This is a genomic window from Streptomyces sp. NPDC097619, from assembly GCF_040302735.1.
GTDB lineage: Bacteria > Actinomycetota > Actinomycetes > Streptomycetales > Streptomycetaceae > Streptomyces.
The window spans coordinates 34,774-54,928 of the sequence record NZ_JBEOSD010000013.1 but is presented as its reverse complement, the minus strand read 5'-3'; the positions used below and the strand labels follow the sequence as shown (position 1 = coordinate 54,928).

16 protein-coding genes and 1 other RNA gene are annotated in these 20,155 nt (G+C 74.7%); 6 read left to right on the top strand and 11 right to left on the bottom strand.

Features of this window, described 5'->3' with window-relative positions; translation table 11 throughout:
* Nucleotides 1-62 precede the first annotated feature (62 nt).
* The 3 genes from ABTZ17_RS06025 to ABTZ17_RS06015 form a co-directional block, all read right to left on the bottom strand.
* Nucleotides 63-1,211, bottom strand: coding sequence for a uroporphyrinogen-III synthase (locus tag ABTZ17_RS06025; protein ID WP_352194286.1), 1,149 nt, complete (start codon nucleotides 1,209-1,211; stop codon nucleotides 63-65).
* A 154-nt stretch (nucleotides 1,212-1,365) separates the two neighbouring features.
* Entirely contained in the window at nucleotides 1,366-2,745 is a 1,380-nt protein-coding gene (locus ABTZ17_RS06020; RefSeq protein ID WP_352194285.1) for a nitrate/nitrite transporter, read from the bottom strand.
* A gap of 147 nt (nucleotides 2,746-2,892) precedes the next feature.
* The gene (locus ABTZ17_RS06015) at nucleotides 2,893-3,858 is read right to left on the bottom strand and encodes a LysR family transcriptional regulator (protein ID WP_352194284.1); all 966 of its coding nucleotides are present in this window, start codon (nucleotides 3,856-3,858) and stop codon (nucleotides 2,893-2,895) included.
* A gap of 85 nt (nucleotides 3,859-3,943) precedes the next feature.
* Here ABTZ17_RS06015 and ABTZ17_RS06010 point away from each other — a divergent pair, with 85 nt between their 5' ends.
* Genes ABTZ17_RS06010 through ABTZ17_RS06000 form a run of 3 tightly spaced genes read left to right on the top strand, consistent with a single transcriptional unit; the run spans nucleotide 3,944 to nucleotide 5,812 of the window.
* Entirely contained in the window at nucleotides 3,944-5,251 is a 1,308-nt protein-coding gene (locus ABTZ17_RS06010) for an MFS transporter (protein ID WP_352194283.1), read from the top strand.
* A 28-nt stretch (nucleotides 5,252-5,279) separates the two neighbouring features.
* Complete coding sequence (locus tag ABTZ17_RS06005) at nucleotides 5,280-5,552, top strand: type II toxin-antitoxin system Phd/YefM family antitoxin (RefSeq protein WP_352194282.1); 273 nt, start codon at nucleotides 5,280-5,282, stop codon at nucleotides 5,550-5,552.
* Nucleotides 5,549-5,812 (top strand): Txe/YoeB family addiction module toxin, encoded by a 264-nt coding sequence (locus ABTZ17_RS06000; protein ID WP_352194281.1) that lies wholly within the window; start codon nucleotides 5,549-5,551, stop codon nucleotides 5,810-5,812. Before ABTZ17_RS06005 ends, ABTZ17_RS06000 begins: the two co-directional genes overlap by 4 nt.
* A gap of 65 nt (nucleotides 5,813-5,877) precedes the next feature.
* Here the strand turns inward: ABTZ17_RS06000 and ssrA are convergent.
* From ssrA to ftsE, 5 genes are all read right to left on the bottom strand, one after another.
* Nucleotides 5,878-6,270: a transfer-messenger RNA gene (gene ssrA, locus ABTZ17_RS05995) on the bottom strand.
* A gap of 85 nt (nucleotides 6,271-6,355) precedes the next feature.
* On the bottom strand, nucleotides 6,356-6,835 hold the full coding sequence (gene smpB / locus ABTZ17_RS05990; protein ID WP_352194280.1) for an SsrA-binding protein SmpB: 480 nt from the start codon (nucleotides 6,833-6,835) through the stop codon (nucleotides 6,356-6,358).
* Nucleotides 6,836-6,853: 18 nt separating this feature from the next.
* Entirely contained in the window at nucleotides 6,854-8,128 is a 1,275-nt protein-coding gene (locus tag ABTZ17_RS05985) for a S41 family peptidase (protein WP_352194279.1), read from the bottom strand.
* Nucleotides 8,129-8,195: 67 nt separating this feature from the next.
* Nucleotides 8,196-9,119, bottom strand: coding sequence for a permease-like cell division protein FtsX (gene ftsX / locus ABTZ17_RS05980; RefSeq protein ID WP_352194278.1), 924 nt, complete (start codon nucleotides 9,117-9,119; stop codon nucleotides 8,196-8,198).
* Between the two features lie 18 nt (nucleotides 9,120-9,137).
* On the bottom strand, nucleotides 9,138-9,827 hold the full coding sequence (gene ftsE, locus ABTZ17_RS05975) for a cell division ATP-binding protein FtsE (protein ID WP_352194277.1): 690 nt from the start codon (nucleotides 9,825-9,827) through the stop codon (nucleotides 9,138-9,140).
* Nucleotides 9,828-10,041: 214 nt separating this feature from the next.
* Between ftsE and ABTZ17_RS05970 the strand changes: the two genes are divergently transcribed.
* Complete coding sequence (locus ABTZ17_RS05970) at nucleotides 10,042-10,230, top strand: hypothetical protein (RefSeq protein ID WP_352194276.1); 189 nt, start codon at nucleotides 10,042-10,044, stop codon at nucleotides 10,228-10,230.
* Nucleotides 10,231-10,560: 330 nt separating this feature from the next.
* Here ABTZ17_RS05970 and prfB read toward each other — a convergent pair whose 3' ends face one another.
* Nucleotides 10,561-11,670 (bottom strand): peptide chain release factor 2, encoded by a 1,110-nt coding sequence (gene prfB, locus ABTZ17_RS05965; RefSeq protein WP_352194275.1) that lies wholly within the window; start codon nucleotides 11,668-11,670, stop codon nucleotides 10,561-10,563.
* 306 nt (nucleotides 11,671-11,976) lie between these two features.
* Here prfB and ABTZ17_RS05960 point away from each other — a divergent pair, with 306 nt between their 5' ends.
* Nucleotides 11,977-13,044 (top strand): isopenicillin N synthase family dioxygenase, encoded by a 1,068-nt coding sequence (locus ABTZ17_RS05960; RefSeq protein ID WP_352194274.1) that lies wholly within the window; start codon nucleotides 11,977-11,979, stop codon nucleotides 13,042-13,044.
* A gap of 109 nt (nucleotides 13,045-13,153) precedes the next feature.
* Here the strand turns inward: ABTZ17_RS05960 and ABTZ17_RS05955 are convergent, their stop codons facing one another.
* Nucleotides 13,154-14,458, bottom strand: a complete 1,305-nt coding sequence (locus tag ABTZ17_RS05955) for a serine/threonine-protein kinase (RefSeq protein ID WP_352194273.1) — start codon at nucleotides 14,456-14,458, stop codon at nucleotides 13,154-13,156.
* A 203-nt stretch (nucleotides 14,459-14,661) separates the two neighbouring features.
* Nucleotides 14,662-16,485, bottom strand: coding sequence for a serine/threonine-protein kinase (locus tag ABTZ17_RS05950; RefSeq protein ID WP_352194272.1), 1,824 nt, complete (start codon nucleotides 16,483-16,485; stop codon nucleotides 14,662-14,664).
* Nucleotides 16,486-16,855: 370 nt separating this feature from the next.
* Between ABTZ17_RS05950 and ABTZ17_RS05945 the strand changes: the two genes are divergently transcribed.
* Nucleotides 16,856-20,110 carry an FHA domain-containing protein gene (locus ABTZ17_RS05945; protein WP_352194271.1) on the top strand — a complete coding sequence of 1,085 codons (3,255 nt, stop codon included), beginning with the start codon at nucleotides 16,856-16,858 and terminating at the stop codon, nucleotides 20,108-20,110.
* Nucleotides 20,111-20,155 lie beyond the last annotated feature (45 nt).

The window sequence follows — 20,155 nt, the reverse complement described above, 5'->3', positions numbered from 1 at the left end:
GGCCCGGATCGGGGGCGGGGCCGGTCGTGCGCCGCGTCCCCGGGGCCGGGGCCCGTACCCGGTCACGGCGGGCCGTACTTGGTGTCGGCGCGGGCGTCCAGGGAGAGCCGGTAGCCGCGTTTGACCACGGTCTGGATGAGCTGGGGGGTGCCGAGGGCGGCCCGGAGCCGGGCCATGGCGGTCTCCACGGCGTGCTCGTCGCGGCCCGCGCCGGGCAGGGCCCGGAGCAGTTCGGCGCGGGGCACGACCCAGCCGGGTCGGCGGGCCAGGGCGCGCAGCAGGGCCATGCCGGCGGGCGGTACGGTGCGCAGCTCGGTGCCGACGAGGACGGCGTGTCCGCGGATCTCCAGCCGGTGGCCGGCGACGGAGAGCACCCGGGCGCGGGCGGGCAGTTCGGCGCAGAGGAGGGAGACCAGGGGGCCGAGACGGAAGCGTTCGGGGTGCAGGGTGGGGACTTCGCGGGCCTGGAGGGGCAGGGCGGTGACGGGTCCGACGCAGGCCACGAGCACGTCGGCGCGGAGGGCGTCCAGGACCCGGGGCAGCAGGCCGCGGCTCTCGGCGCGGGCCAGTAGGGAGGCGGCGGCGGGGGCGGAGGTGAAGGTGACGGCGTCGAGGGTGCGGGCGGCGAGGGAGTCGAGGAGCCGGTCCAGGGGGGCGGGCTCCTCGGGGGGCAGCCAGCGGTAGACGGGGACGACGACCACGTCGGCGCCGGCGGCCCGGAGTGCCTCGACGAAGCCGGGCAGGGGTTCGCCGTGCAGTTGGAGGGCGATGCGGCGGCCCGCGACCCCGGCGCCGAGCAGCCGGTCGAGGACCTCGGCGAGGGATTCGGAGGCGGGGGACCAGGATTCGGCGAGACCGGCGGCGCGGACGGCGCCCTTGACCTTGGGTCCGCGGGCGAGGAGTTCGGCCCCGCGGAGCCGGTCGAGGAGGGCTTCGCCGGTGCCCCAGCCGTCGGCGGCCTCGATCCAGCCGCGGAAGCCGATGGCGGTGGTGGCCACCACGGCGTCGGGGGCGTGGTCGATGAGTTCCCGGGTGGCGGCGAGGAGTTCGCCGTCGTCGGCGAGCGGCACGATCCGCAGGGCGGGGGCGTGCTGGACGGCGGCCCCGCGGCGCGCGAGGAGCGCGCCGAGTTCGTCGGCGCGCCGGGCGGCGGTCACCCCGACGGTGAACCCGTTCAGTCCGCCGGGGTGCGGGGGTGTTCTCTCAGCCATGGTGACCTGCCTTGCGCGGGGTCGGCGGCCCGCCGGGAGCGGCGCGGCGGACGGATCGGGTCTGCGGCCGGACCGAGCCTGCCAACGGGCCGTGACGGGCCCGGTTCGGCCGTGTTTCCGCGCCGTAACGCGGCTGCCTGCGGGGAGGGGCGGCTCACACCTCGGCGTAGCCGAGCCGGACCGGGCCGGCGGGCTCGGCGCCGGCAGGGTCGTGCGCGCCGGGGGCCGGGGCGGGTCGGCGAAGGTATACCGCCCAGGTGACGGCGCAGCACGCGGCGTAGAAGCCGAGGAAGGTCAGGAAGGCGGCGGTGCCGGAGCCGGAGCGCAGGAACGCCTCGCGGAAGACGAGGTTGATGCCGAGCCCGCCGAGGGCGCCGACCGCTCCGATCAGTCCCATGGCGGCGCCGGAGAGCCGTCGGCCGGAGGCGTCGGCCGCCTCCCCGGTCAGGCCGCGGGCCAGGGCCCGGGCCTGGAAGATGCCGGGGATCATCTTGTACGTGGAGCCGTTGCCGAGGCCGCTGAGCAGGAACAGGGCGGTGAATCCGGTGAGGAAGAGCGGCAGGGAGTCGCGTACGGAGGCCAGCAGGACCAGTCCGGTGGCGGCGGCCATGGCCACGAAGGCGGCGAGGGTGACGCGGGCCCCGCCGGAGCGGTCGGCGAGTCGCCCGCCGACGGGTCGGGCCAGGGAGCCGAGCAGCGGCCCGATGAAGGTGAGGGAGGCGGCCTGGAGCGGGGTGCGGCCGAACTGGGTCTGGAGGACCAGCCCGAAGGCGAAGCCGTAGCCGATGAAGGAGCCGAAGGTGCCCACGTACAGGAAGGCCATGATCCAGGTGTGCCGCTCGCGGAGCGCTTCGCGGACGGCCCCGGTGTCGTTGCGGACGGGGGCCAGGTTGTCCATGCGCAGGGCGGCGAGGACGGCGGCGAGGAGGATGAGCGGCAGGTAGGCGGCGAGGAGCAGCCGGGGGTGGCCGGCGCCCGCGGTGCCGATGACGAGCAGTCCGGCGAGCTGCACCACGGGGACGCCGATGTTGCCGCCGCCCGCGTTGAGTCCGAGGGCCCAGCCCTTCCGCCGGAGCGGGAAGAAGGCGTTGATGTTGGTCATGGAGGAGGCGAAGTTGCCGCCGCCGACCCCGGTGAGGGCGGCGACCAGCAGGAAGGTGCCGTAGGAGGTGCCCGGTTCCATGACCAGCAGGGCGGCGGTGGTGGGGGCGAGCAGCAACAGGGCGCTGAAGACGGTCCAGTTGCGGCCGCCGAAGCGGGCGACGGCGAAGGTGTACGGGACCCGCACGAGGGCGCCGACGAGCGTGGCGGTGCCGATGAGGAAGAACTTCCCGGCGGGGTCGATGCCGTACTCGGGGCCCATGAAGAGCACCAGCACCGGCCAGAGGGTCCACACGGAGAAGCCGATGTGCTCGGAGAGCACGGAGTAGACGAGGTTGCGGCGGGCGGTGCGCTCGCCGGTCTCGCGCCAGAAGCGCTCGTCCTCCGGGTCCCAGTGTGCGATCCAGCGGCCGCCCGTACGCGCTGCGGTCATCTCGTGCCTCCCCTGCGGTGGTGTCCGGTGGGGCCGACCGTAGGAGCGGCGCGTTTCGGTGCCCGTGCCCGCGGGGTGACCGGCGCGGAACGTTGCTCTCACCCGGGGCGTCCGGGCGGTGTGAGCCGGCCGCCGGGGGCGGGCCGGTCAGGAGGGTCCGCGCATGACCTCCTCGTCGGGTCCGGGCAGCCAGGAGTCCGCGGGCCGGTCCAGCCAGCCGTGCCGGGCGGCGAGGGCACCGGCGGCGGCGCGCAGGGCGTCCAGGCCGGGGTGGCGCAGCCCCCGGCGCCACACCAGGGAGAGCGGGGACAGCGGGACGGGGCAGGTCAGGGGCCGGTTGACGGTACCGGGCAGGCGGGCGAAGTCCACGGTGGCCAGGACCGGGTTGCCGGTCTTGGCCATCACCCGCCGGAACTCCTCCTTGCCCATGGCCACGGGCGCGGGCGGGGCCAGGGCGATGCCGCGGCCCTCGAAGAGGGCCCGGGCCAGGTCGGTCCACTCGCGGGTGCGCGGGTTCCCGGCCCCGGCGTACAGGGTCTCCCCGGCGAGCTCGTCGAGCCGCACCGTCTCCCGCCCGGCCAGCGGGTGCCCGTCGGGCAGCAGCACCGCCAGCGGCTCGTACCGGACGGGCTGCTGGGACAGTCCGTACCGTAGCCCCGGGGCGAGCCCGGCGAACCGGCCGAAGGCAACGTCGAGGCGGCCGGCGGCGATCTCGGCGGCGCTGTGCGTCAGTCCGCTCTCGAAGCGGGCCATCAGCTCGCAGCCGGGGGCGAGTTCGCGGGCGTGTTCCAGGACGGCGCGGCCGGTGCTGGGCCCGTCGGTGTTGAGGTCCACCAGGAGGGGGCGGGCCCCGGCGAACGCCTCGGACAGCGACCGGTGCGCGGCGAGCACCCGGCGGGCGTGCGGGAGCAGCCGCTCCCCGTCCGGGGTGAGGGCGACCTGCCGGGTGGTGCGGACGAACAGCTCGGCGCCCAGGGTCCGTTCGAGGCCGCGGACGTCACGGCTGAGCGCCTGTTGGGCCACGAACAGGCGGGCGGCGGCGCGGGTGAAGTGCAGGTCCTCGGCGACGGCGAGGAATCCGCGCAGCAGCCGGGGGTCGAGGAACTCGGTCACCGCGGCACATTAACAACAGGGGTGCGTGAAAGGCCACGGAAGAGGTGTTGGACCGGCGGCGGCCTCCGGCCGGAGGCTGATCCCCATGCACCGGCCCCTCCTCACCGTCACCGGCGACACCCTGGTCCTCGCCGCGCCCCGACCCGCCCCGACCGGACCTCCCCCCGCCCGCCCGACCCGCCCCACGGGCCCGTACCGGCGGCTGTTCCGCACACCCGGCGCGCGTGCCTTCACCGCCGGGAACCTGGTGGCCCGGCTGCCCATGGGCATGTTCGGGGTCAGCGCGGTGATGATGATCGCCGGACAGCGCGGCTCCTACGCCCTGGCCGGCGCGGTGACGGCCACGGGGCTGGCCGCCACGGCCGTGGTGGCCCCCTGGACGGCCCGCCTGGTGGACCGGTACGGACAGGCCCGCGTGGCGGTGCCCGCCACGGCCGTCGCCGTCCTCGGCTCCCTGCTCCTGGTGCTGTGCGTGCGGACCGGCGCCCCGGACTGGACGCTGTTCCTCGCGTACGCCGCCACCGCGACCACCCCCAACATCGGCGGCCTGGCCCGGGCCCGCTGGGCGCACCTGCTGCACGCCGACCCGGCAGCCCGGCACACCGCCAACTCCTTCGAACAGGCCGCGGACGAGGCGTGCTTCATGTTCGGCCCGGTCCTGGCCGCGGCCCTGTGCGCGGGCCTCTTCCCGGAGGCGGGCACCCTGACCGCGGCGGCGCTGCTGCTCACCGGGATGCTGCTGTTCACCGCCTGCCGGTCCACCGAACCGCCGCCGTCCGGGCGGGTGGCCCGCGGCCCGGCCCCGCTGCGGGCCCCCGGGATGCCCGGCCTGCTGGTGCTGTTCGCGGCCACGGGCGCGGTCTTCGGCTCCATGGAGGTGGTCTCGATCGCCCATCTGGACGCGCGCGGGCTGGGCGGCGCCTCCGGCCCGGTCCTGGCCCTCCAGGCCCTCGGCTCCTGCCTGGCCGGGCTGGCCTACGGCCTGCTCCCCGCGGCCGCCGCCCCCCGCCGCCGCCTGCTGCTGTGCGTGGCCGTGATGGCCGCCCTGATGTGCCTGCCGTACGCGGCCGCCTCCTCCGGCTCCCTGCCGCTGCTGGGCCTGGCCCTGCTGGCGGCCGGCATGGCCACCGCGCCGACGATGGTCACGGGCATGGCCCTGGTGCAGCGGATGACCCCGCCGGACCGCCTCAACGAGGGCATGACCCTGGCCGTCACCGCCCTGCTCACCGGGATCGCCGCGGGCGCCGCCGCGGCGGGCACCGCCGTCGAGGCCCTCACCCCGGCCCCCGCCTACCTCACCCCCACCGCCGCCGCCCTCCTCTCCCTCACAGCGGCCCTCCCCCTGGCCCGTACTCGACGCGTACCGCAATCCGGTACGACTCTCGTACCATGAACAGGTACGGACGAGAGCGGAGGCCCCGATGCCGATCAGCGCCAGCGAAGCACGCAAGACCCTCTTCCCGCTCATCGAGCGGGTGAACAACGACCACGTCCCGATACGGATCAGCTCGAAGAACGGCGACGCCGTCCTCATGTCGGCCGACGACTACGACGCCTGGCAGGAGACGGTCTACCTGCTGCGCTCCCCCGCGAACGCCCAGCGGCTCATGGAGGCGGTGGCGCGCGATCGAGCGGCCTCGGAAGACATCCCGAAGGGCCTGGAAGAGCTGCATGACCTGGCGGGCGGGGAGTGAGGGACATTCGATTCGACCCGGCCGCATGGGAGGACTTCCTCTTCTGGCTGGCGTCGGACACGAAGATGGCCCGGCGGATCGTGCGCCTCATCGCGGAGATCCAACGGACGCCCTTCACCGGCATCGGCAAACCGGAGCCCCTGAAGGGCGACTTGTCCGGCTACTGGTCCCGCCGGATCGACGACGAACACCGGCTCGTCTACCGGGCGGACGACAAGCAGGTGAAGATCATCAAGGCCCGGTACCACTACACCGCCTGACACCGGGCACGACGAAGGCCCCGCCGCCGGGGGTGCCGGTGGCGGGGCCTTCGCCCACATGGGATGAGTGGAGATGGCGGGAATCGAACCCGCGTCCAACGGTGCAGAAAAAGGACTTCTCCGAGCGCAGTCCGCTATGAGTTTCTCAGCCCCGGAGATCACGCGGACAAGTCTCCGACGGGCTCAGTCACTGTTTGATTTCCCCCCACCCCCCGTGACCGGAGGTGGAGGTTTAGATCCCTTGATGACGCCAGGATCCGGGTCGGGACCATCCCCGGGCTGACGCTCCTCACAGAGGCTTCTGTTCGTTACCTAAAATTAGGCAGCGAGGGCGAAGCGGGAGTTATCGCTCTTGGTGTTGGCGATTATTGGTTGCGACATATGGTTTACGAGATCATTGCCGCTTCCTCGGCTCGCTTCTCCTGTTTCGACAGCCGCTGTCGAAACCGATCATCCCCATGTTCTTTTTACAAGGTGCCCCACCCCGGGGGGGGCGGTGCTGTGCCCATGGTACGCGAAGCGCGCCACGGGATGCCAAGCCTTTTAGCCGCGCTGCTTGCGCCGCGCCGCCGCGATGGCCCGGCTCGTCTCGCGGGTGTCCTGCTTCTCCCGCAGCGTCTGCCGCTTGTCGTACTCCTTCTTGCCCTTCGCCAGCGCGATCTCGACCTTCGCCCGGCCGTCCTTGAAGTACAGGGCGAGGGGCACGATCGTGTGACCCGTCTCCTGCGCCTTCGACTCCAGCTTGTCGATCTCGGCCCGGTGCATCAGCAGCTTCCGCTTGCGCCGCGCGCTGTGGTTGGTCCACGTCCCCTGGGTGTACTCGGGCACGTGCACCTGGTGCAGCCACGCCTCGTGCCCGTCGATCTGCACGAAGCCGTCCACCAGGGAGGCCCGCCCCTGCCGCAGCGACTTCACCTCGGTGCCGGTCAGCACCAGCCCGCACTCGTACGTGTCGAGGATCGTGTAGTCGTGCCGCGCCTTCTTGTTCTGCGCGATCAGCTTGCGCCCTTGTTCCTTTGCCATAGTGCGGTCATTTTCGCACTACGACCCGCCCCCGAGGCCACCCAATACCGCGCGGGCCCGCTCCTCGGCCCGCTCCCCCACCGCGAGGTCCGGCACGATCCCCCGCCCGTCCACGCTGTGCCCCTCCGGGGTCCGGTACAGGCCGACCGTCAGCTCCGCCACCGAACCGTCCGGCAACTCCGTCGGCATCTGCACCGACCCCTTGCCGAAGGTGCGGGTCCCGACGGTCACCGCCCGCCCCCGGTCCTTCAGGGCGCCCGTGACCAGCTCGGCCGCGCTCATCGTGCCGCCGTCCACCAGCGCCACCAGCGGCCGCCCCGTGTCCCCGCCCCGCTGGGCGTACAGGGCCCGCTGGGCCCCGCGCACGTCGTACGTGGCCACCAGCCCGCCGTCCAGGAAGGCCGAGGCGGCCGCCACGGCCTCGCTGACCAGTCCGCCGCGGTTGCCCCGCAGGTCCAACATCACCCCGCCGCCGGCCGGGGCCGACCGCACGGCCTCCCGGACCAGCTCCCCGGACCCCTTGGTGAAGGAGGCCACCCGGATCACGGTCACCCCGCCGGACAGCCGCCGCACCGTCACCGCTTCGGTGCGCAGCCGTTCCCGCCGCAGGGTGTCCGTACGCGTCCGCCCGGCCCGCTCCGTGACCAGCACCACCGGGGTGCCCACCCCGGCGCTCCGCTCCGCCCCGCGCAGCAGGGCCACGACCTCGGCGGGGGACGCTCCGGTCACCCGGTGCCCGTCCACGGTGTCCAGTCGGTCGCCGGCGCGGATCCCGGCCCGCGCCGCGGGCCCGTCGGGGCGGACCCGGGCCACCGTGATCCGGCCGCCCCGGGCCGGCGCGACGCGCAGTCCGACCCCGGTGTAGCCGCCGTGCAGGGATTCCTCGAACTCGGCGTACTCGGCGGGGTCGTAGACCACCCCCCAGCGGTCCCCGCTGCGGCTGACGACCTCGGCGGCCGCCTCCTTGGCCGACTTCCCGTCGGCCATCGCCTCGGCGGCGGCCCTGGCCACCGCGGCCCGGTCGGCCGTCCGCGGCCGTGCGGCCCGTTCCGCCGCCGTGGAATCCGTACCCGCGGCCGTCCCCGCGCCGGCCGGAACCGACGCGCGGGCCGAGGGCGCCACGGACCCGGCGGCCCCCGCGACACCGACCGCGCCGACGGCACCGAGGGGCTCCTCGCGCTCCCAGCAGCCGGTGGCCGCGGCCGTCCCGATCACCCCGAGGAAGACCAACGTGAGAACGGCCCCGCGACGCAGGTCGCGGGGCCGGAGACAGGAGACGGGGCTGCCCGGCATGGCGCCGAGTCTAGGACAACGCCCCCCGGGGGACGGCGGGTCGGGAAAACCACCCCCGGGGCGCTCGTCACACCTTCAGGTACTTGCGCAACGCCACGAAGGCGGCAACGGAGGGCATCAGCACGCCGATGGCGAGCACCAGCGGCAGCTTGGTGACCACCGCGTCCCACCCGATGAAGTTGATCAGCTCCATCTTCTCGCGCAGCGCCGCCCCGTGGTCGATCACGAAGTACTGGCCCGAGGCCAGCATCACGCAGGCGATCACCGCGCCGATGAGACCGGCGAAGGCCGCCTCCATGATGAACGGCACCTGGATGTAGAAGCTGGAGGCACCCACCAGCCGCATGATCCCGGTCTCTCGCCGACGGCTGAACGCCGAGACGCGCACCGTGTTGACGATCAGCAGCAGCGCCACCACCAGCATGATCAACATGACCAGGAGGGCGGCCCAGTTCAGGTAGCCGAGGAGCCGGAAGAGGTTGTCCAGCACGGTCCGCTGGTCCTGCACCGACTGCACCCCGTCCCGCCCGCTGAAGGCGGTGGTGATCACCTCGTACTTCTCGGGGTCCTTGAGCTTGACCCGGAAGGACTCCTGCATCTGGTCAGGGGTGATGGAGGCCGCCAGCGGGGTGTCGCCGAACTGCTCCTTGTAGTGCTTGTACGCCTCGTCGGCCGACTCGTAGGTCACGGAGTCGACGAGGTCCATCTTCTTGAGCTCGGACTCGATCTGCTTCTTCTGGTCGGCGGTCACCGCACCCTTGGCGCAGGTGGCCCCGCCCCCGGTCTCGGCCTCGTTCTTGTTGCACAGGTAGATCGAGACGTTGACCTTGTCGTACCAGTAGCCCTTCATCTGGCTGACCTGGTCCCGCATCAGCAGGGAACCGCCGAACAGGGCCAGCGACAGGGCCACGGAGATGACGACCGCGAAGGTCATGGTCAGATTCCGACGGAGACCGACACCGATCTCCGACAGGACGAACTGCGCGCGCATGGCGTCTTCTGCGACCTTTCAGTGCTGGTAGCCGTAGACGCCGCGATGCTGGTCGCGCACGAGACGGCCCTGTTCGAGTTCGATGACGCGCTTGCGCATCTGGTCCACGATCTGCTGGTCGTGGGTGGCCATGATGACGGTCGTGCCGGTCCGGTTGATCCGGTCCAGCAGCTTCATGATCCCGACCGAGGTCTGCGGGTCGAGGTTGCCGGTCGGCTCGTCCGCGATCAGCAGGGACGGCCGGTTGACGAAGGCCCGCGCGATGGCCACGCGCTGCTGCTCACCACCGGAGAGCTCACCGGGCATCCTCTCCTCCTTGCCGCCGAGGCCGACCAGGTCCAGGACCTGCGGGACCGCCTTGCGGATCTCCCCGCGCGGCTTCCCGATCACCTCCTGGGCGAAGGCGACGTTCTGCGCGACCGTCTTGTTGGGGAGGAGCCGGAAGTCCTGGAACACCGTGCCCAGCTGGCGCCGCATCTGCGGGACCTTCCAGTTGGACAGGCGGGCGAGGTCCTTGCCCAGCACGTGCACCTGGCCGTGGCTGGCCCGCTCCTCGCGGAGGATCAGCCGCAGGAAGGTGGACTTGCCGGAGCCGGAGGAGCCGACCAGGAAGACGAACTCGCCCTTGGTGATCTCCAGGGAGACCTCTCTGAGCGCGGGCCGGTTCTGCTTCGGGTAGGACTTGGAGACGTTGTCGAATCGGATCACGGGTGCACCACGGTCGCCGGGGGTAGGTGTGCGTGACCATACGCGACCGGGCGCACGGAAGGCAGCCGGCGTCCGTACTTGCCTGGAATGTCCGCGTTCCCCGACCGATCCTCCGACGGGCCGCGCCGAATGCCTTCGAAGCCGGCACAGTGGGAGGGGGAACGGTCCGCTTCCCTTTGGCGTTGTTCTTCAGGGGACGAGAGGAGGAGAGCGCATGACATATGACCGGCTCGTGTGCGCGAACTGCGCGGCGCCCGTCGAACAGGGCCGTTGCCCGGTGTGCCGGGCGAACCGGGAGCGCCTCCAGCAGGAGAGCCCCTTCGCCGGTCTGAACCCGATGGCGCTCTTCGCACTCCTGGTGGTGCTGGTGGCCGCGCTGGCCCTGGTGGCGCAGCACGCGTAGCCTCCGGGCACGCAACCGATCGTATGCACGGCCGCACACGCGGCACGGCCGAGGGCCCGGAGCTTCCCGCTCCGGGCCCTCGGTACGTTCGGTCGCGTCGCGCGCGTCGTACTAGGTCGTGTCTTTTGGATCTTGCCGGTGAGGCCCGCGGCGTCTGGTGCCGTGCATCGCAAGGCGCCGGGAAGCCTGCCTACTGGACGTAATCAGGCTTTCCGGCAGCTCGGCCTCCAAGGTCCTCGAAGAGGAGCCGAGACGAAGCGCGGAACGCGCGCAGTGCCGCGAGGTGCGGTGCCAGGCGGCGCGGGCCAGGCAAGATCCGGAAGACACGGCCTAGCTCGCGGTCTCCTGCTGCTTCCGCCAGCGGATGCCCGCCTCCAGGAAGCCGTCGATCTCGCCGTCGAGCACCGCCTGCGGGTTGCCGACCTCGAACTCGGTCCGCAGGTCCTTGACCATCTGGTACGGGTGCAGGACGTAGGAGCGCATCTGGTTGCCCCAGGAGCTGCCGCCGTCCTTGAGGGCGTCCATCCTGGCCTGCTCCTCCTGGCGGCGCCGCTCCAGCAGCTTGGCCTGGAGGACGTTCATGGCGCTGGCCTTGTTCTGGATCTGCGAGCGCTCGTTCTGGCAGGACACCACGATGCCGGTCGGGATGTGCGTGATGCGCACCGCCGAGTCGGTGGTGTTGACGCCCTGGCCGCCGGGGCCGGAGGCGCGGTACACGTCCACGCGCAGCTCGGACTCGTCGATCTCGACGTGGTCGCTGGTCTCGACGACCGGGAGCACCTCGACGCCCGCGAAGGAGGTCTGGCGGCGGCCCTGGTTGTCGAAGGGCGAGATGCGGACCAGGCGGTGGGTGCCCTGCTCCACGGAGAGGGTGCCGTAGGCGTACGGCGCCTTGACCACGAAGGTCGTGGACTTGATGCCGGCCTCTTCCGCGTACGAGGTCTCGTAGACCTCGGTGGAGTAGCCGTGGCGCTCGGCCCAGCGCAGGTACATGCGCTGGAGGCGCTCGGCGAAGTCGGAGGCGTCCACGCCACCGGCCTCGGCGCGGATGTTGACCAGCGCCTCCCGCTCGGCGTACTCGCCGGACAGCAGGGTGCGGACCTCCATCTCGTCCAGCGCCTTGCGGACGGCGACCAGCTCGGCCTCGGCCTCGGCGCGGGTGTCCGCGTCGTCCATCTCCTCGGCCAGGTCGAAGAGGACGGCGAGGTCGTCGATGCGGCCGCGCAGCGCCTCGGTCTTGCGGACCTCGGCCTGGAGGTGGGAAAGCTTGCTCGTGATCTTCTGGGCCGCCTCCGGGTCGTCCCACAGGGACGGGGCCGCGGCCTGCTCCTCGAGCACGGCAATGTCTGCCCTCAGCTTGTCGAGGTCCAGGACGGCCTCGATCGACCCCATGGTCGAGGAGAGGGACTTCAGCTCTTCGGAAACATCGACGACTGCCACGCCCCCAGCCTAGCTGGTCCCCGGCCGGACCCGTCCTGCCAGGCCGGATCCCTCGGTTCGTCCCGGCCGGAACACGGCGTACCCTCTGGCTATGACCCTTCTTCTCGTGCGCCGACGCCATGTGGACTTCATGCGCGTCACCAGCATGAGTTGTCTGCCGCCGGACCAGAACCAAGCGCTTAGCCCCGCCTGCTTCCAACCGGTCCCGCCCGCGGCTCCGGAGCCTTAGCCCACCCCGCTGGACCCCGTGCCGCCGCCCCGCCACTCTCCGGGGCAGGGACCCGTGACATCCGAAACGGAGCCGTCATGCCGTCCGCGCACCCGTCCGCCGCCCCTTCCGCAGCAGCCGCCACCCCTTCCCCGGCGCCCACGACCCCCGCGCCCTCCCCCGCACTGCCCGTCCTGGACCTCTCCCGGGCGGACGACCCGGCGCAGGTGGCGGACTTCCGGCGGGAGCTGCACGCCGCCGCCCGGGACACCGGCTTCCTGCACCTGACCGGCCACGGGATCACCCCCGCCGAGACCGCCCGCATCCTCGATCTGACCAGGCGCTTCTTCGAGCTGCCGGAGGCCGACCGGGTGGCGCTGTCGAACCTGAACTCCCCGCACTTCCGGGGCTACACCCGGATCGGGCACGAGCTCACCGGCGGGGCCTCGGACTGGCGGGACCAGCTGGACGTGGGCGCCGAACGGCCCGCCCCGGAGCTCGGCCCCGAGGACCCGGCCTTCCTGTGGCTGGAGGGGCCCAACCAGTGGCCCGCGGCCCTGCCGGAGCTGGAGCCCGTGGTCCTGGAGTGGCAGCGGCGGCTGGCCGAGGTGGCCCACCGGCTGCTGCGGGAGCTGCTGGCCTCGATCGGGGCCCCGCAGGACTTCTTCGACGCGGCCTTCGCGGACCGGCCCCACCTGCACACCAAGCTGATCCGCTACCCGGGGTCCGCCCCGAGCGGCGCCGACCAGGGCGTGGGCGCGCACAAGGACTACGGCTTCCTGACCCTGCTGCTCCAGGACGCGGTGGGCGGGCTCCAGGTGGTGAAGGACGGCGGCTTCGTGGACGTGCCCCCGCTGGAGGGCGCCTTCGTGGTGAACCTGGGCGAGCTCCTGGAGATCGCCACGGAGGGCTACCTGGTGGCCACCGACCACCGCGTGGTGAGTCCCCCCGGCGCGACGGAACGTTTCTCCGTCCCCTTCTTCTACAACCCGCGCCTGGACGCCGTGATCGAGACCGTGCCGGGCGCCTACCTCGCGGACGCCCCGGGCGTGGCCCACGACTCCTCGAACCCGCTGCACGCCCAGTACGGCCGCAACGAGCTCAAGGGCTGGGTCCGCGCGCACCCGGAGGTGGCCCGCCGCCACCACCCGGAGCTGCTCGGCTGACCGGTACGGGCCGCCGACCCCCGGCGGGCGGCCCGACTCGGGGGCCCGACGCGCGGGGCGACCGGTCGGCGTGCGGACCGGGGTGCGCGTCCGCACGGGGCGCACGTCCTCAGGGGGTGTGCGGCACCGACTGCTTGCTGTCCTGCGGGGCCGGGCCCTCGTCCGAGGGGGCGGCCAGCCAGGCCGCGCCCGCCCCGATGGCCCCCGCCAGCAGCACCGCGGCCGTGGTCAGCACCAGCCGCCGCTTGCGCACGGCCTCGGCCCGGTGCCGGGCCGAGCCCGGCCGCGGGGCCCCCGCCGTCCGGGGCACCCGGGCGGTACCCAGCGCGCCGCCCGCCAGCTCCTCGGGACCGGGCACCCGCATCGAGGTGTGGGTGTCGCGGTTGGAGTCCTTCGCGTCCACCGAGCCGCCCGGGACCAGCGGCACCGCGCCCCGGCGGCGCACGGGCTCCCGCGCTCCCTCGTCACCGTCCGGACCGCCGGCGGCACCCGGAGCCCCCGCGGGCACGCCCTCCGCGGCCTCCAGGTCGTCGGGCTCGTCCACGTCCAGCGGGGGCATGCCGGCCAGCAGGGGCAGCAGCTCCCGCAGCCGCGCGGACAGCTCGGAGGCCCGCAGCCGGGAGGCCGGCGCCTTGGCCAGGCACTGCACCATCAGCTGCCACAGCTCGTCGGGGATCCCGGGGAGCGGGACCACGGTCTCGGTGACGTGTCGGCGCAGCACCGCCCCGGGGTGGCCGCCGCCGAAGGGCGTGAAGCCGGCCAGCAGCTCGTAGAGGACGGTGGCGAGGGCGTAGATGTCCACGGCCGCGCGCGGCGGCAGCCCCTCCACGATCTCGGGGGCGAGGTAGTCGGGCGTGCCGATGATGCGGGTGCGGGGCGTGCCGGAGCCGCCCGCCGGGCCGCCGGCGGCCCGGCGCGGGGTGTCGATCAGCTTGGCCACGCCGAAGTCGGTGAGGAGGGCCGGGTGGGAGCCGCCGGGGCCGAGGGGGCCCTGCATGTCGAGGAGGACGTTCTCGGGCTTGACGTCGCGGTGGACCACTCCGGCGGCGTGCGCGGCGGCCAGGGCGTCGGCCACGTCCGCGACGATGGCCACGGCCGCCTCGGGGGCGAGCCGCCGTTCCCGGTCGAGTCGGGTGCGCAGGTCGGTGCCGCGGACGAGTTCCATGACCAGGGCGAGGTCGTTGCCGTCCACGACGAGGTCGCGGACGGCGACCACGCGGGGGTGTCCGAGGCCGAGCAGGGCGCTGCGTTCCTGGACGAAGCGGCCCACGAGCTCCTGGTCGGAGGCGAGGTCCTCGCGGAGCAGCTTGATCGCGACCGGTCCGTCCGGTCCCTCCCCGAGCCACACCGTGCCGGCGCTGCCGCGTCCCAGGATCTGGTGAGCGGTGTACCGGCTGCCGATCTTCCGTGCCACGACTGCTCCCTCAACCGCTGACGTACGCACCAAAGCTACGCGGCCGGAGGGGGGTTGCACGCCCCTGAACGCCGCGACCTTCACTTCTGCGGGGGAAATCATCCCCCAGAAGTCGACAAATCCATGAAGTCGCGGCTACCGGGGCCCCGCGCGGGCCCGTCCGGACCCTTCGGGGCCCGGACGGGAGGCGGCGCGACGGGGCGTTACGGGGCGCTGGAGCCGAACTGGTCGGTGACGTCCGAGATCCAGGTGCCGAGCTGGTCCCACCAGCCCTTGGTGGTGCCGATCCAGTCCTGGAGCGGGGTCAGCTCCCAGATGAGCCAGCCGCCCACGAAGAAGAGGAGCACCAGGAAGAGGCAGCCCTTGAGACAGCCCAGGCCGGGGATGCGCATCGGGTTGGCGCTGCGCTGCCGGGGCTCGCGCGGGGGCCGGGCGGCCGGGGGCGCGGCGGGCGGCTGAGCCTGCCGGGGCGCCGGGGCGGGCGCGTACGGCTGGGGCTGCTGCGGCTGCTGGTACTGGGGCTGCTGGTACTGCTGCGGAGGCGGGGCGGGCGGCCGGTACTGCGGAGGCTGCTGCGGCTGCTGGTACTGCTGCGGCTGCTGCTGGTAATGGGGCTGCTGGGGCGGGTACGGGTACCCGCCCTGCTGTGCGCCGTGTCCCTGCTGGTACTGCTGCGGGGGCGGGGCCTGGCGCTGCGGCGCGGGCTGCTGCGGGGCCCGGCGCGGCGGCTGGGGAGCGGCCGGCGGCGGGGCCTGGCGCTGGGGGCGGCGGCGCAGCGGGTCCTCGGAGGGGTCGAGGTACTGCATCTGGGTCTGCTCGTTGCGGTCCCGGGCGGCCCGGAGCTGGTTCTGCCAGGGGTGCGGGGCGTCGGGGCGCTGCACGGGGGGCATGACCGCGGTCGGGTCGGCGGCCGGGGCCCCGCCGGGGCCGGTGCTCGGCAGTACCGAGGTGGCGTCGGCGGCACCCACGGGCGGCAGCACGGAGGTGGCGTCGTCGGCGCCGACCGACGGCAGGAAGCTGGTGGCGTCCTCGGAGCCGGGGACGCCCTGGCCGGAGCGCGCGGCGAGCACCTGGGTCGGATCGGCGGCGCCGGGGGTGGGCGGGACCGGGGCGGGCGAGGGGTCGGGGGCGAGCAGGGCGCCGACCCCGAGGGCGGCCTCGACCTCGGGCGGGGAGGAGTGGACGCCGATGCCCGCGGCGACCACGCGCAGGGCGCGGGCCAGGCTCTGCGCGCTGGGGCGCTCGTCGGGCTCCTTGCGCAGGCAGCGCTCGATGACCGTCCAGAGCGGCTCGGGCACGTTGGTGGGGCGCCGGGGCTCCTCGCTGAGGTGGCGGTGCAGCACCTCCAGGGCGGTGCCGCCGGCGAACGGGGGCCGGCCGGTGACCAGCTCGTAGAGCAGGATGCCCGCGCCGTAGATGTCGACGGCGGAGGTCTGCGGGCGGCCCTCGGCGGACTCGGGGGCCACGTAGGCCGGGGTGCCGACGAACTCGTGGGTGCGGGTCAGGCCGGGCGAGTCCGCGAGGCGGGCGATGCCGAAGTCGGTGAGCATCGGGCGCATCTGCCCGCCGCTCTCGTCCAGGAGGACGTTGGCCGGCTTGAGGTCGCGGTGGACCACGCCGTCGGCGTGGCTGGCGGCCAGGGCGTCGGCGATCTGGGCGGTCAGCAGGCTCGCGGCGACCGGGGTGAAGGGCCCGTTCTGCCGGATGTACTTGTAGAGGTCGGGACCGTCGACGAGGTCCATGACCAGGGCGAGCAGATCGCCCTCGACGACCAGGTCGCGGGTGCGCACGATGTTGGGGTGCGTGAGCCGCAGCAGCACGGAGCGCTCCCGGAGGAAGCGCATCACGATGTCGGGATCGTTGGCCAGTTCTTCCTTGAGGACCTTGATCGCGACGGTCTCGCCCGGCTGGCCCGGAACGGCCGCCTCGGCGCCCGCCGTCTCGCGCTGGCGCGCACGCCAGACGGTGCCCGTGGCGCCGCGTCCGAGCGGCTCCTCGAGCAGGTACTTGCTGCCGACTGGCCGCACGTCACGCGCTCCCTGGTTATCGAATTCGGTGTCCGACCACTGTAGGGGGTGGCCCCCCGGAAGACGTCGGTCCGCCCTGGATGGTTGCCGCACGCCCGTACGGAGGGTGAGGGCGGACGGTGTCCGGAAGGTCGCTTCGTGTCCGGATGTGCGCTCCCGGGTGACCGATCAAGATCATTTCATGGCGGTCGGCGGGCGTGTTGTCGTCGGCAGGTGCGAGGATGCACCCGTACGGAACCGCGGGGTCGGGAGCCCCACGGTCCGGCAGACCTGACCGGGCGACGCGTCCGTGCCGGGTGGGGGGCGGACCGGGCGGCAGCTGCCGGTGTCCCCCTGCCGGGCGCACCGCGCAGAAGGGACCGCCGACGGCATGCAGATCCGGCTGACCGTCCTCGGGCCGCGCAGCGGCCCCCAGAGCGCGAGCGCGTGCTGTGACGTGCTGGTCACCGCGCCCACCGGCACTCCGCTGGCCGCCGTGGCCTCGGCACTGGCCGCGACCGTCGGCGGCCCGGAGACCCCGGCCGGCACCGCGGGCGGCCGGGGCGGAGCGGTGGTCCTCTATTCCGGTCCGGAGCGCCTGGACCCGCAGCGCCACACCCTCGGCGAACCGCCCCTGGTGGACGGCGCGGTGGTGTCCCTGTACGGGCCGGCGGCGGGCGAGGAGCCGGGGCAGGACGCCCCGGCGCAGCTGCACGTGATCGGCGGGCCCGACGCGGGCGGGGTGCACCTGCTGCACGGCGGCCCGGTGCGGATCGGCCGGTCCACCGACGCCGACGTGCCCCTGGACGACCCGGACGTGTCCCGCCTGCACTGCGCGGTGACCCTGGGCGAGGACGGCCGGGTCACGGTCGTGGACCTCGGCTCCACGAACGGCACCGCCGTCGACGGCCGGCCGGTGGGCTCCGCCCCCGTGCCGCTGCCGCCCGGCGCCCTCCTCTCCGTGGGCGAGTCCCTGCTCCGGCTGGCCGGCCCCGCCGCCGCCACCCTGACCGTCACCCCCGATCTGGAGGGCCGGCTCCGCATCGGCCCCACCGGGTCCGACCCCGCCGAACCGACCGGTCCGGGCGGGCCGACCCCGACCGGTCCGGGCGCCGGCGCGCCGCCCCGCGCGTCCGGGGGCGTGCGGCTCCCCGCGGGCGCCGTCCCGACGCAGGGCGGTCCGGCGGGCGGCGGAGCCTTCCCCGGCACCCCGGCGGCGGCCCCCGCCGGCATCGACGGCTTCCCGGTGCAGGGCGGCACCCACGGCGGATCCGTTCGCCCCGCTCCCGTCGCGCCGGTCCCCGCCGGCGGGTACGAAACCGGCGGCCACGGAACCGCGCCGGAGCCGCGCGGAGCGGACGGCGCGACACACCCCGACCCGTACGGCGGTCCCGGCGCACCGGAGGCCGGGACCGGGCACGACACCGGCACCGGCACCGGCACGGACGCGGCCCCGGCGCGCCGCGGGTTCGGGGCCTGGGCCCGGCGCCGGTTCGGCGGCGGCGAGCGCGAAGCGGAGGCCCCCGCGGGGGCGCCCGCCCCCGGCGCCCCCGTGCCCGGACCGGTGCGGGCGGACGGCCGGCCCGATCCGGCGGCCCTCCTGCTCGCCGCACTCGGGCCGGGCCCGCTGCTCTGGGAGCGCGGCCCCGGACACCCCGAGGCCCTGCTCGTACGCCTCGGCAACGGCAGCCCCGTCCCGCTCCTGGAGAGCGGCGCACTGGGCCTGGCCGGACCGCGCCCCCGGCTGGCCGGACTGGCCCGCTCGGTGATCGCCCAACTGGCGGCCCTCCACTCCCCGCAGGACCTCGAACTGGTCCTCATCAGCACGGACCGGGCGCGCCCGGTGGCCGAGCGGCGCGCGGACTGGTCCTGGCTGGGCTGGCTGCCGCACGTACGGCCCCGGCACGGGCAGGACTGCCGGCTGCTCCTCGCCTTCGACCGGGACCAGGCGGCGGCGCGGACCGCCGAGCTGACCCGGCGGCTGGACGACGGCCCGTTGGGGGCCGGCTGGGCCTCGGCGGACCGGGCGGCGGTGGCCGGGGCGCGCGCCGCGTACCGGGGCCCGTACACGGTGGTGGTGCTGGACGGCGATCCCGGTCCGGGGCCGCTGCGCGATCTGCTGGGACGGCTGGCCGGGCACGGACCGGCCGCCGGGATCCACCTGGTGTGCCTGGCCGAGACCCCCTCGGCCTCGCCCGCCTCCCCGGTGGCGGAGACCTATGAGGCGGCCTGCGCGGCCTCCCCCGCCTTCCGGGACTGCGGTACGGCGGCCCTGCTCAGCGGGGACGTGGCCACCGCGCTGCGGGTGTTGCCGGTGAGCGGGGGCCGGCCGGCGGGGCACGGGGAGACGGTCGTCGCGGACGGGGTGTCGGCGGCCTGGGCGGAGCGGTTCGCCCGGGCACTGGCACCGCTGCGCGGCGCGGAGGGCGGGACCGGGTCCCGTCGGTCGGCGGCCGCGCTGCCGCCGGTGTCCCGCCTGTTGGACGAGTTGGGGCTGGCCCGGGCCACTCCGGCCTCGCTGATGGCCCGGTGGGCGGCGGCCACCGACCGCGGGCAGAGCGTGGGCGGGCTGGCCGAGCTGGTGCTGGGCGGCGGTCGGAGCGGTCCCGTCGGGGTCGAACTGGTCGCCGACGGGCCGCACCTGATCGTGGAGGGCCCGGCGGGCAGCGGCCGGACCGAACTGCTGCGGGCCGTGGCGGCCTCGCTGGCCTCGGCGGCCCGACCGGACCGGCTCGGGCTGCTGCTGGTGGACGGGGCGGGCGGGGAGCGCGGCGAGGGCCTGGCGCCCTGCACCGAGCTGCCGCACGTGGCGGGCCGGTTGGCCGCCTCCGACCCGGTGCGGATGCGGGAGTTCGCGCAGGCGCTGGGGGCGGAGCTGAAGCGGCGCGCGGAGCTGTTGGCGGGGGTGCCGTTCGCGGAGTGGCACGCCCGGCAGGAGGTGTCGGGCCGTCTGGTGGCGCCGCGCCGGCCCGGCGCGGCCGAGCTGCGCGGGGACCTGGACCCGGCCCGATCGGGCACGTTGCGGCTGCGCGCGGGCACCGCCCCCGGCGGGCCCGTCGGACCGGACCCGCTGCCGCGGCTGGTGGTGCTCGTGGACGATTTCGACGCGCTGGTCGCGCCCGCGCTGGGCAGTCCGGGGCGGCCCGCGGCCGGTTCCGTGGTGCGGGCGCTGGAGGCGGTGGCCCGCGAGGGCGGCCGGTTGGGCGTGCACCTGGTGGCGTCCACGGCCCGCCCGGAGCGCACCGCGGACAGCGAGCCCGCGCGGCTGGCCGGCCTGCGGGTGGAGCTGGCCGCCCCGCCCTCGGGCCCGGACGAGGGCCCGGACCGGCCGGCGCCCGGACGCGGGGTGCTGCGGTACGCCGACGGCCGGAGCCTCGCCTTCCAGGGCGGCCGGGTGACGGGCCGGATCCCGCGCACGGCGACCCTGCGGCCGACGGTGGTGCCGCTGGAGTGGGAGCGGATGGGCGATCCGCCGACCCGCCGCCCGGTGCGCGAACTGGGCAACGGCCCCACGGACCTGGCGCTGCTGGCCAGCGCGCTGGACCGGGCCGCGGACCTGGTGGCGGCGGCCCCGGTGCTGTTCCCGGCGACGGCCCCGGAAGAGGCCCACGGACAGCCCCAGGGGCAGACCCGGGGACGGCCCTAGGGGACGGGCCGGGGTCGGATCCGGGAGGGATCCGGGGTGTGCACG

Bases quoted from the DNA above. Each gene is read 5' to 3' on its own strand.
- ABTZ17_RS05960 (WP_352194274.1), top strand. From the start codon at position 11,977: ATGCCGTCCGCGCACCCGTCCGCCGCCCCTTCCGCAGCAGCCGCCACC.
- ABTZ17_RS05985 (WP_352194279.1), bottom strand. From the start codon at position 8,128: ATGCCGGGCAGCCCCGTCTCCTGTCTCCGGCCCCGCGACCTGCGTCGC.
- ABTZ17_RS06005 (WP_352194282.1), top strand. From the start codon at position 5,280: ATGCCGATCAGCGCCAGCGAAGCACGCAAGACCCTCTTCCCGCTCATC.
- ABTZ17_RS05945 (WP_352194271.1), top strand. From the start codon at position 16,856: ATGCAGATCCGGCTGACCGTCCTCGGGCCGCGCAGCGGCCCCCAGAGC.
- ftsX (WP_352194278.1), bottom strand. From the start codon at position 9,119: ATGCGCGCGCAGTTCGTCCTGTCGGAGATCGGTGTCGGTCTCCGTCGG.
- ABTZ17_RS06010 (WP_352194283.1), top strand. From the start codon at position 3,944: ATGCACCGGCCCCTCCTCACCGTCACCGGCGACACCCTGGTCCTCGCC.
- ABTZ17_RS06020 (WP_352194285.1), bottom strand. From the start codon at position 2,745: ATGACCGCAGCGCGTACGGGCGGCCGCTGGATCGCACACTGGGACCCG.
- ABTZ17_RS05970 (WP_352194276.1), top strand. From the start codon at position 10,042: ATGACATATGACCGGCTCGTGTGCGCGAACTGCGCGGCGCCCGTCGAA.
- ABTZ17_RS06025 (WP_352194286.1), bottom strand. From the start codon at position 1,211: ATGGCTGAGAGAACACCCCCGCACCCCGGCGGACTGAACGGGTTCACC.
- smpB (WP_352194280.1), bottom strand. From the start codon at position 6,835: ATGGCAAAGGAACAAGGGCGCAAGCTGATCGCGCAGAACAAGAAGGCG.